The sequence below is a fragment of the Streptococcus sp. SR4 genome, assembly GCF_000517725.1.
GTDB classification, from domain to species: Bacteria; Bacillota; Bacilli; order Lactobacillales; family Streptococcaceae; genus Streptococcus; species Streptococcus salivarius_F.
The window spans coordinates 1-2,425 of sequence record NZ_AZYW01000071.1 but is presented as its reverse complement, the minus strand read 5'-3'; the positions used below and the strand labels follow the sequence as shown (position 1 = coordinate 2,425).

1 protein-coding gene is annotated in these 2,425 nt (G+C 37.7%); it reads right to left on the bottom strand.

What is annotated here, in order from left to right; all coding sequences use genetic code 11:
- A partial coding sequence (locus HMPREF1519_RS09795; protein WP_037612036.1) for a glucosyl transferase occupies window positions 1-2,425 on the bottom strand: 2,425 nt, incomplete at both ends.

The following is a 2,425-nucleotide window of genomic DNA, read 5'->3' as shown; positions in this document are numbered from 1 at the left end:
AACTTTATCACCATTGACATCAACGTAGTAGAAATAGTCCTCACAATCGAAGTCTTTGCTTGAAAGTGGGTAGTGACTAATGTCTACTGGTATTGTGTTATCATTGAGACCAAAAATAAAATTATGTGGGTACTTGATAAAAAAGTTATCGACAGGATTACCGTATTTATCTTGAAATTTCCAGTTATAGATATGGACGTAACGGTTTGTTACAAGTGCACCAGTATCCTTATCATAGTAGTGTCCATCAGGAGCAAAACGTCCCTTAACCTGTGCTCCATTAGGGAAGAAGTACATTTTGACATAATCAAGTGTTTGAGGTCCTTTTAGTGGTCGGCCTTCCCTATCAAGGTAATACCAGTCCTTTGCATATAAAATTTCGCCATTTATGGTACTACCAACGGAAGTCAATACTTCTTTAAAAGTATTGGTCACTAGTTCACCAGAGTCTTTGTCATAGAATTTACCGTTTTGAGCAACCCTTCCTTTGGTCTGAAAACCCCAAGGATTATCAAAGTATAGTTTTTGACCATTAATTTCAACTTCTCCTGTTGCAGCTGTACCATCTTTTGTAAAATAATACCAAGTTCCAGTTCCATTACGTTCGAAAAAGCGATTTTTCAAGATTTTACCACTATGATCAACATAATAGACCTTATTATTTTCATAGATAAAACGATCTCGTAACATTTCTCCAATGTCATAGTGTTTATACGTATTTTCTGGACGGAAGTAATAGAAATCGCCATTAATTTCCTGAAGCCCAAGAACTATTTGTCCTTTATCATCAAGGTAGTAGGTTGAATCATTTTCATTAACAAAGCCTGCATGGGTTACTTTGCAACCATTGTCTTTATCATAGTAGTACTTAGGCATGTAATAATATTTGGAGATAAACTTCGGATCTCTTACAAATCCTCCTTTAATCTGTTTACCATTATGGGGATCGAACATAACATCTTGTCCATCAATAATGTAGGCTCCTTTTAGTGGGCTACCGTATTTATTAACATAGTACCAATTACCATTAACTTCAACGTAACGATTGGTTACGAGATTTCCTGTATTGATATCGTAGTAACCTTTAAGGTCATTATATATATCTAAATAGGCCCCTTTGACTTGTTGTCCATTATCCCGGAAGAATACTCTTTGTCCCTTAATGATTTGGGAACCGATAAGGTTTTCTCCGCTTGCATTCTTATAATACCAGTTACCTTGTTCATCGCTATAGTAGCCGTTAGGGTTTGGAGCATCTTTACCAATCCCATTTTCATCAAAGTTATAAGTCATCCCATTGATCGTTAGGCTTGTATTTACAACACGAGCTCCAGAATCAGGATCATAGTAACGGAGGACCCCATTATCAAGAACAAGTTCTCCTTTAGCTTGACGGCCGTTTGAGTAGAGATAGACGATTTGTCCATTAATAAGGGTTTCCCCATCTTTAGGACGAATAGCATTTCCATCATCACCGTAGTAGTACCATTTATCATGTTCTTTAATTGTTTGTTTTTTGACTAACTGACCGGTTTCTGAGTCAAAATAGTAACGACGGGTAATGTTTGTGGGCGTTCCATATTTATTAGAAGTTGGAAGAGTCTTTCCATCTTCTAGCTCTAAGCTGATTCCTTTTTGCATGACACCAGAGTCGATTTCGAAATAATAAAGATTACCATCAATCATACGAGTTCCTGTATATTTAGAACCGTCATTATTGATAAAAAAGGTCCTTCCTTCTTTATCTTGAACGAGACCTTCTTTTCTAACCCTAGCTCCGGTGTTAGGGTCATAATAGGGCATCTTATCAAGATTACCAGAATACTTTTCACTAAAGTCTCCTTTGACTTGAGTACCGTCATAATCAAAATAAACTTCTTGCCTATCAATGGTTTGTTCTCCCTTGAGAGGAATACCATCCTTGTCGACATAGTACCAGTTTCCCTTATATTCTAGATAACGTTTGGTTTGTAGTTGACCAGTATTATCATCAAAATAACGGTATAGTTTGGAATTTACGATTTGTGGTCCTTTAATTTGTTTTCCGTCCTCCCAGAAGGAGACTCTTACGTTATCAATCGTTTGGTCTCCAGTAAGTTTTTTCCCATGAGCATCTTCATAGTACCAATTCCCCTGTTTATCACTGTAGTAGTGACCGCCAGTGATATTATTTTCAGCAGAGGGAACTTGAGAATTAGGGGTATCAGTATTACTAGTTGTTGGTGACACATTCTCAGGTGTAACACTCTCGCTAGTCGATGCACCTACCTCAGAATGTGTAGTTTCAGAATTAGCTGCTTCCGAACTAGCTGTGCTTGTGACTTCAGAGCTTGATTTTTCAGAGACTGTTTCTGTTGAAGCCACTTCTGAGTTAGCTACTGGTGTTTCTGATACTGTGGCAGCTTCGCTCGAAGCGGTAGTAGGC